The sequence below is a fragment of the Streptomyces caeni genome (assembly GCF_042678285.1).
GTDB lineage: Bacteria > Actinomycetota > Actinomycetes > Streptomycetales > Streptomycetaceae > Streptomyces > Streptomyces caeni.
This window is the reverse complement of the sequence record NZ_JBHUDX010000061.1, coordinates 1-8,756: the sequence shown is the minus strand read 5'-3', so window position 1 is coordinate 8,756 and position 8,756 is coordinate 1. Positions and strand designations below refer to the sequence as shown.

At 70.9% G+C, this 8,756-nt stretch carries 6 protein-coding genes and 2 pseudogenes; 4 read left to right on the top strand and 4 right to left on the bottom strand.

What is annotated here, in order from left to right; all coding sequences use genetic code 11:
* Positions 1-7: 7 nt before the first annotated feature.
* Both ACFSL4_RS22085 and rpsO read right to left on the bottom strand, forming a co-directional pair.
* A complete protein-coding gene (locus ACFSL4_RS22085) occupies positions 8-2,245 on the bottom strand; it encodes a polyribonucleotide nucleotidyltransferase (protein ID WP_381085568.1) in 2,238 nt (745 codons plus the stop codon).
* A 331-nt stretch (positions 2,246-2,576) separates the two neighbouring features.
* Positions 2,577-2,864, bottom strand: a complete 288-nt coding sequence (rpsO, locus tag ACFSL4_RS22080) for a 30S ribosomal protein S15 (protein ID WP_100571636.1) — start codon at positions 2,862-2,864, stop codon at positions 2,577-2,579.
* 635 nt (positions 2,865-3,499) lie between these two features.
* Here rpsO and ACFSL4_RS22075 point away from each other — a divergent pair.
* Positions 3,500-3,805, top strand: a complete 306-nt coding sequence (locus ACFSL4_RS22075; RefSeq protein ID WP_381085564.1) for a DUF397 domain-containing protein — start codon at positions 3,500-3,502, stop codon at positions 3,803-3,805.
* A 309-nt stretch (positions 3,806-4,114) separates the two neighbouring features.
* Here the strand turns inward: ACFSL4_RS22075 and ACFSL4_RS22070 are convergent, their stop codons facing one another.
* Positions 4,115-5,587, bottom strand: a complete 1,473-nt coding sequence (locus ACFSL4_RS22070; RefSeq protein WP_381085561.1) for an outer membrane protein assembly factor BamB family protein — start codon at positions 5,585-5,587, stop codon at positions 4,115-4,117.
* 111 nt (positions 5,588-5,698) lie between these two features.
* Entirely contained in the window at positions 5,699-6,049 is a 351-nt protein-coding gene (locus ACFSL4_RS22065; RefSeq protein ID WP_381085559.1) for an EsaB/YukD family protein, read from the bottom strand.
* A 305-nt stretch (positions 6,050-6,354) separates the two neighbouring features.
* Between ACFSL4_RS22065 and ACFSL4_RS22060 the strand changes: the two are divergent.
* The 3 genes and pseudogenes from ACFSL4_RS22060 to ACFSL4_RS22050 form a co-directional block, all read left to right on the top strand.
* Positions 6,355-6,897: pseudogene (locus tag ACFSL4_RS22060) on the top strand (type VII secretion protein EccC); the annotation flags it as partial.
* Positions 6,898-6,948: 51 nt separating this feature from the next.
* Positions 6,949-7,173, top strand: a pseudogene (locus ACFSL4_RS22055) (hypothetical protein); the annotation flags it as partial.
* A gap of 368 nt (positions 7,174-7,541) precedes the next feature.
* Positions 7,542-8,756, top strand: a 1,215-nt coding sequence (locus ACFSL4_RS22050; RefSeq protein ID WP_381085556.1) for an SCO5717 family growth-regulating ATPase, incomplete at its 3' end; no start/stop codon positions are given.

Sequence of the window (8,756 nt, the reverse complement as noted above, 5' to 3'; positions counted from 1 at the left end):
CGCGACGTCACTTGGCTGCGTCGTCCTTCGCCGCAGCGGCGTCACCGCTGTCGGATTCCTTCTCCTCGCCCTCGATCACGGGGATGAGGGAGAGCTTGCCACGGGAGTCGATCTCGGCGATCTCGACCTGGACCTTCTGGCCCACGCCGAGCACGTCCTCGACGTTCTCCACCCGCTTGCCGCCGGCGAGCTTGCGGATCTGCGAGATGTGCAGCAGACCGTCCTTGCCCGGGAGCAGCGAGACGAATGCGCCGAAGGTGGTCGTCTTGACGACCGTGCCCAGGTAGCGCTCGCCGACCTCCGGCATGGTCGGGTTGGCGATGCCGTTGATCGTGGCGCGGGCGGCCTCGGCGGACGGGCCGTCGGCGGCGCCGATGTAGATCGTGCCGTCGTCCTCGATCGTGATCTCGGCGCCGGTGTCCTCCTGGATCTGGTTGATCATCTTGCCCTTGGGGCCGATGACCTCACCGATCTTGTCGACCGGGATCTTGACGGTGATGATCCGCGGGGCGTGCGGGGACATCTCGTCGGGCCGGTCGATGGCCTCCATCATCACGTCGAGGATGTGGAGCCGGGCGTCGCGGGCCTGCTTGAGGGCCGCGGCCAGGACGGAGGCCGGGATGCCGTCCAGCTTGGTGTCGAGCTGGAGGGCGGTCACGAACTCCTTGGTGCCGGCGACCTTGAAGTCCATGTCGCCGAAGGCGTCCTCGGCGCCGAGGATGTCGGTCAGGGTCACGTAGTGCGTCTCGCCCTCGATCTCCTGGGAGATCAGGCCCATGGCGATGCCGGCGACCGGCGCCTTCAGCGGCACACCGGCGTTCAGCAGGGACATGGTGGAGGCGCAGACCGAGCCCATGGAGGTCGAGCCGTTGGATCCGAGGGCCTCGGAGACCTGGCGGATCGCGTACGGGAAGTCCTCGCGCGATGGCAGGACCGGGAGCAGGGCGCGCTCGGCGAGGGCGCCGTGGCCGATCTCGCGGCGCTTCGGGGAGCCGACGCGGCCGGTCTCGCCGGTGGAGTACGGCGGGAAGTTGTAGTTGTGCATGTAGCGCTTGCGCGTCACCGGGGAGAGGGTGTCGAGCTGCTGCTCCATGCGCAGCATGTTCAGCGTGGTGACGCCCAGGATCTGGGTCTCGCCGCGCTCGAAGAGGGCCGATCCGTGCACCCGCGGAATGGCCTCGACCTCGGCGGCCAGGGTGCGGATGTCGGTGACACCGCGGCCGTCGATGCGCTTCTTCTCCTTGATGACGCGCTCACGGACCAGGGTCTTGGTCAGCGAGCGGTACGCGGCGGAGATCTCCTTCTCGCGGCCCTCGAACTCCGGCAGCAGCTTCTCGGCGGCGAGCTGCTTGACGCGGTCGAGCTCGGCCTCGCGCTCCTGCTTGCCGGCGATGGTGAGTGCCTGGGCCAGCTCGGGGCGGACGGCGGCGGTCAGCGCCTCCAGGACGTCCTCCTCGTAGTCGAGGAAGATCGGGAACTCGGCGGTCGGCTTGGCGGCCTTGGAGGCGAGGTCCGCCTGGGCCTTGCACAGCACCTTGATGAAGGGCTTCGCGGCCTCCAGACCGGCGGCGACGACCTCCTCGGTAGGCGCCTCGGCGCCACCCTGGACGAGCTTGATGGTCTGGTCGGTGGCCTCGGCCTCGACCATCATGATCGCGACGTCGCCGTCCTCCAGGACACGGCCGGCGACGACCATGTCGAAGACGGCGTCCTCCAGCTCGGTGTGCGTCGGGAAGGCGACCCACTGGCCGTTGATCAGCGCGACGCGGACGCCGCCGATCGGGCCGGAGAAGGGCAGGCCGGCGAGCTGGGTGGACGCGGACGCGGCGTTGATCGCCACGACGTCGTACAGGTGGTCGGGGTTGAGCGCCATGATCGTGGCCACGACCTGGATCTCGTTGCGCAGGCCCTTCTTGAAGGAGGGGCGCAGCGGGCGGTCGATGAGCCGGCAGGTGAGGATGGCGTCCTCGGAGGGGCGGCCCTCGCGGCGGAAGAAGGAACCGGGGATCTTCCCGGCCGAGTACATCCGCTCCTCGACGTCGACCGTCAGCGGGAAGAAGTCGAGCTGGTCCTTGGGGTTCTTGGACGCGGTGGTGGCCGACAGGACCATCGTGTCGTCGTCCAGGTACGCGACGGCGGAGCCGGCGGCCTGCTTGGCCAGGCGGCCCGTCTCGAAGCGGATCGTGCGGGTGCCGAATGAGCCGTTGTCGATGACGGCCTCGGCGTAGTGGGTCTCGTTCTCCACTAGCGTTTTCTCCTCGTCTTCGTCCCTGGGCTGCCCGTGTGGCAGGGGGACGGTGGCGGAGAAGCGCTCCGTCTGGTGCGGGCCGGTCTTCGATCGAAGCACCCGGGGCTCGCTTCCCCCCGGGGGCCACTACCGAGGACCGGCGGCGGCGAGGTGCGCTTCTCCTCGTTCGGTGTGCGGGACGGCGCCCGGCAGGTCCGGGCACTGTCACACTGCGTCTGGGTCGTAGGTATTGCGTTGTGCTACCACACTACAAAGCGGCGGTGACAGTCCGCACGTACAGCAAAGGGAGCGGCTCCCTTCGTATGGGAACCGCTCCCTCCACGGCGTCTTACTTGGCGCCCGCCGCACCACGGCGGATGCCGAGGCGGTCGACCAGCGCACGGAAGCGCTGGATGTCCTTCTTGGCCAGGTACTGCAGCAGGCGGCGACGCTGGCCGACCAGGATCAGCAGACCACGGCGGGAGTGGTGGTCGTGCTTGTGGGTCTTGAGGTGCTCGGTCAGGTCGGAGATGCGGCGGGACAGCAGCGCGACCTGGACCTCGGGGGAGCCGGTGTCGCCCTCCTTGGTACCGAATTCGGTGATGATCTGCTTCTTCGTAGCGGCGTCGAGCGACACGCGTACTCCTCGTGGTCTTCGGAGTGCCACCGAGTGCCCCTGGTCGTCTTCTCAGGGGAGCTTCCGTGACTCGGGAGGCGGGATCCGCTGGGCGCGGCCTCCAGATCCCTGGACGCCCCTGGTGCAGGACTGGGGGCGGGTTCCGGAGGTACGTACACAAACGGCCGTCCCACAGCGTACCAGCCTGGGCGGACGCGTTTGTCCGCGGCCCGCCCGCGCACGCCGGCCGAGGGGACGGGTATGACCGGAACACCGCTCGGTCGTCCGCCGTCGATCGCTTGACCGCCCGGACGACGAGGACGACGAGGACGACGAGGACGACCACGACGGCGACCGGGACGGCGACCGGGACGCACGGCCATGTCGTTCCTCCGCCGCCCGTGCTGCCGTGGTGGCAGTGGGAGTGGTACCGGCCGCGCCGTCCCCCGGCCGCGGCCCGCGTACGCCAGGTCGAGAGTCATGGCCGGGAATGCAGTGGCGCCGCATGATGGCATGGGCATGGCTGCCAGAGTCGTGACAGCCGTGTGACACTCTGTTACGGGACCGTCGTCTCCGTCCACCGGCAGACGGCGTCCGGCGACCACCAGTAATGTGGTCGGTCGCTCGGTGGCACATCGCGAAAGGACCACTCCACCATGGCCGATGCGCTGGAGAAGAACGTCAGGGAACGCAAGGAGCGGGAGAAGAACGAGCTCTACGCCCTCGACATCTCGGGGGTCGAGTGGCACAGCGCACCGGGGACCGAGGAGCACGAGGAGCGGGTCGAGATCGCCTATCTGCCGGGCGGCGCCGTGGCCATGAGGTCGTCCCTGGACCCCGACACCGTGCTGCGGTACACGGAGGCGGAGTGGCGGGCCTTCGTGCTGGGTGCGCGGGACGGGGAGTTCGATCTGGAGCCGGCGCCGCACAACGGGGGGCTGGAGACCGACGCCGCGCAGTGACCGTTGGGCGCGGCGACGGCTTGCAAGCCCGGGCGCCTGCACCGGCTAGTGCCCCGGCAGGCAGCGTTTACCCGTCAAGGAGCGGCATCGTAGGGGCACCGCCCGCGCGAGCGGAGCCGGGCGTGGGAGAGCGTGCCCCCGGTGTGCCGGCCGGAAGCCCTCGTACTGGACGTACTTGGGCTTTCGGCCGGTGCGGCGAGTGGGGGTGCCCCCTGCTCGAAGAGCTTGGGGGAGCGTGCCGGGCGCCGTGGGTGCTGTGCGGGACTTTCGAAACACCCCATAGTCCTTCGCAGGCCCCCGCTGCTCGAATCAGGTGCCGGGCTTGACCGCCTCGACGCCGAGCACGAGCCAGATCCAGCGTTTCTGCTCGTCCTCGCCCGGGCCTTCGGCCTTCTTCATCCCGAAGAAGAGCCGCCCGTTCTGCACCACGACATCGGCGAGATTCAGGTCCGTCATCAGTTGCGCGTCGCTCGGCAGGCCGAAGTAGAAGTACGGGGTCTCCTTGCCGCTCCGCGGATCCAGACTGACGACTCCGTACGGCCGTATGCCGTCCGCGCTGGACCGGAAGGCGAGGAGCTGACCGCCGCTCATCCGCAGGGGGTAGAGCAACTGGCTGCGGCCCGACTCGAACTTCTTCGTCGTCTTGCCGGTCGCGAGGTCGAATCCGGTTATCCAGTTCGAGTTGTCCTCGATCACCGCATCAGAATCCTCCCGGCTCGTGAGGAAGACCTGACCGTCGCCGACCACGGTCCCGGGGCAGTCGTCGATCGCGTTGTAGGCCCCGAGATCCGCGCACTTGGCCAGGTAGGTGCCGCCCTTCAGCCGGATCGTGGCGCGGTATCCGCCCTTGTCGTCGAGGGAGATCAGGTCGGTGAACCCGATGTCTCCGGCCGCCGCGGCGAGGACGGGTGGTTCGGCGGACAGCAGGCCGACGTCCTTGATGTTGTCGGAAATCCGGTAGGTCCACAGGACCTTGCCCGTTCGAGGGTCGGGCCTCCACACCCGGTACGACCACGTCTCGGTGTCCTTGGACCAGCAGTCGACCCGTATCAGCAGGGCGCCTCCGCCGGCGTTGCCCGCGTCCTGGCAGCCGTCGGAGCGTATGGACGACCAGAGTTTCTTTCCCGTGTCCATGTCGTACGCCCCGGAACCCTCACCCCAGGACACGGCCACCGTGGATCGCGTGAGGGTCACTCCCATCGGGTCGCCGTCGGCGCCAGTGCTCGTGGTCTTGTACCGCGCCTCCCAGAGCTTCCTGCCGGTGTCGAGGTCGACGAAAGCCACGTGGTCGCACACGGCCCCGCGGGTCGTGGCGGACTTGAACAGAACGGCGGTGCGGTCGTCGACGGTCACATGCCGGGTCGTTCCGCAGATCGGGCCGGGGAACTTGAGCGTCCAGGACTCGTCTCCCGGCTTGGCGTCCTTGCCGATCCCGAAGGCGACGAGCGAGCGGTTGATTCCCTTGACGAGAAGTGTGTCCGTCGCCCACATGCCGGGCATGTCGTACGACTCGCCGGGGCTGAGGTCGTCGACGGAGAACCGGAACGCCATCCGCCCCGCCGTACTCGCGGGCCTCCTCTCGACGGTCTCCCTGACCTCATCCGGGCTCTGGGCCGCGGCCGACGCCTTGTCCCGCGCCGTCGCATCCTCGCCCCGGCCGGACAGCAAGAGCCAGCCGCCCCCGCACACCACGGCGAGCAGGATGGCCGCTCCCGCACCGAACAGCCGTATTCGGCGCTTCTTGCGTCGGCCGTCCACCGACAAGGCGGACTGTGTGTACATGGATGGAGGCGGTCCGAAGCTCACGCAGAAAGTCCCTTCGTCGACGGCTGTCGCCCTTCGGCGGCCATCGAGCCGTGAAATCAGAGGTGTTGACGCTCGGAGTGGGCCAGGTCAGCTCGTCATCGACCGGACGGTCGCATACACATCGAAGACGGCGAGCGCCAGCGGCACCAGCGTGAGCAGCACGAAGCTCTCCGCGATCTCCAGGAAGCGTCCCCAGAAACGCGTCAGGCCGCGGCGCGGGACGATGACGGGAGCGCCCTCGGCGGGGCGCTGCTGGGAGAGCCTGAGGATCTCCGGGCAGTTGTCGGCGACCGGGATGTCGTCGGGCAGCGCCACGTCGATCCGGCTGTCGGGGGCGACGGTCGTGACCCGGCAGAAGCCGAGCCCCGTGCCCGCCCCGGAAGACGCTTCCGTACCGGGCCCTCCTCCGGTGGCCGCCGCGGAGGCCGTCATACTCACCTGCTGCTCCCCCTCAGTGATGGTTCTGCGTCTGCGATGTGAAACTCCTGCACCACCGTCGCGCCGCACGGCCGGTCACTCGGCGAGAAGGGCGCCGTCGTCGTGCCGTCACAGCGGTTCGCGCCGCTCCGGGTCTCACGGGATGCGCCGGTCCTCCGGCCCGACTCGCGTATGCGCACGCGAACATCCGGCACCCTACCGCCCCCTCGTCCCCCGTGGAGTCAGTAGGATCACGCGGTGGCCTGCGTCCGCCTGGCACGGGGTGGCGGACGAACTCTCGGGGCCACCGAGGGAATTGGTCAGCAGTGAGCCACATCGTCGTGAGGCGCCCTCCTCGGGCGCTGCCGTCCGAAGTGCCCACGGGCGAGATCGTCCTGCAGCCTCCGCCCGAGTTGCCGCGGGGCATCAGGAGAGCGTCCTGATGCAACTGCTGCCGACACTCGGCACGGGCGGCTCGGTGGTCTCCTTCTTCACGAGCGGGCAGCCGGTCATGAGGATCACGGGCATGGTGATGATCGCGTCGACGGTGGCCGTGTCCGTCGCGATGGTGGTCCGCTTCCGACGCGGCTCCCAGGGACAGTTGGCGGACATGCGCCACGACTACCCGAGCTATCTGGCGCAGACCCGGCGCGCCGTCCTGGACACCGCGAGGACGCAGCGCGACGCCCAGTACCACCTCCACCCCTCCCCCGCCAGCTGTGGGCCCTGGTCGCCGAGGACAGCCGCGTATGGCAACGGCGCACGGGCGACGAGGACTTCGCCAGGTCCGTGTCGGCCTCGGCGCGCAGGCACTCGCCACCCCGCTCATCGCGCCCGAGACCGGCCCGGTCGCGCAGTGGGACCTCCTCGGCGGGGTGCGGCCCCGGCCGATGCCCGCGGGGCGGGGGGTCTTCGTCTCGCGGCTGATGCGGCAGGCGCGACTCGTCGGGGTGCAGCGGGTCCCGCCGGACGAGGCGGCGGAGGTGGGGCGCAACTTGGGCCTGCCCGGGGCCGATGTCGAAGCCCTGCCGACCCTGCAGGACGGCGTCACCCTGTGGTGTGGCGCTCGCGACCGGCAGTATGTGGTGACGCGGCCGACTGATGCCGAGACCGGATTGTTGGGTACGCCACGGAGGATGGACTGAGCGGGAGCGGCAGCGGATCGACGGGCCCTGACCGCCGCCGTTCCTGCGGTGGTTGCGACCGGTTCGCTCCCGCCTTTCGCCCGGTTTGTTCACCGGTGGCGCCCGGTCGGTGAACGGCAGGTTTCCGAACGCCCGTCAGATGCGGGCGGGTTGCGGCCCGCAGGGCTGGTGCGGAGGGACGGACAGACCTGCCGTGGGGGCGCTCGTGGTGATTAGGCTGGGAGTGGGCGCCCCACCGGAACCTGCGGCGGGCCGTCCGCGCCCCAGGGGGACTGCCGGGCGAAATCGGACGGCGTCGGACGACTTCGTACAACGAGAGCGGTCGCCCCAGCACGGCATGAGGGTGCTCGACCACACCAGGAGGAACTGTGAACAGCGATCGGAACGGGATGCGCGGGGGCTGGGCCTCACCCGACGATGACCAGTCCGACGCCGAGTCCGCCACCGACATGACGGGCGAGTTCACCATCGACTACGCGCCACCCGCCTGGTACACGCAGAATGCGTCCGGGGGTGCGGCGGACACGGCGGCCTCCGCGGAGGCTCCGGCCGGACCTGTTCCGCCCGCGCCACCGGCGCCCGTTCCACCGGCGCCCGTGCCGTCAGCGCCCGTGCCGTCGGCGCCCGTTGCCCCCGCACCGCCGGCTCCCTCCGCAGACGCTGGCGTGGCCCCGCCCCCGCCCGCCGTTCCACCGGCGGCCGCGCCTCCGGTGCCGGGCGAACCGGTCGGCGGGGTGCCCGACGCCGCGTCCGACGACGGCTTTCCCGTGTGGACGCCGCCGGCCGACGCGCCCGAGACCGAGCCTTCGGGCGGAGGCGTGGAGGCTGGCGCCACGATGCGGTTCTCCCCGGTCGCGCTCAAGCGGGAGTTCGAGCATCTCGCCGCGGCGGGCAAGGCCGCAGGAGACGTCGGGGCCGCCGCGGCCGGCGCCTCGACCCAGGAGCCGGAGTCAGGGGAGGCCGGCGACTTCGAGTTGACCCCGCCTCCGGCGGGCGCCGCCGCTTCGGCGTCGGACGAGCCCCAGGGGCCCGGCACCCCGGCGGCCGAGGACGGCACCGGTGCCGCAAGCGGCGCGGGTTCCGCCGCGCGGGACGCGGGCACGGTGGCCGACGCCCCGGGTAGTGCCGCGGGAGACAACGGCCCGGCGGCAGAGGCGGCGCAAGGAGGCGAGGGTGAGGCCGGGCCCTCCGGTGATTCCGTACCCTCGGAGGCCGCCGGGGCGGGGATCACGCCCCCGGCCCCCGCCGCCGGGGCCTCGGAGGACTCCGAGGGCACCGGTGAGTCCGGTTCCCCCTCCTCGGACGCCGCGCCCACCGCGCCGCAGACGGACGCGCCCGCCGTACCACAGGCCGACGCGGCCGCCGAGTCCCCCGCCGTGCCCACCGCTTCGGACACCCCCGGGAGCGCGCAGCCGTCGCAGGGCTGGACGCCGCCGCCGGTGCCGCAGAGCACGGTTCCGCCGCTGCCGCCCGCCTACCAGCCGGCCGCGCCCGGCCCGGCGGCGCAGTGGCCCGCCGAGCCACAGCCCGCCGACGCGGTGCCGCCCGCCCCACAGCCCGCCGACGCGGTGCCGCCCGCCCCA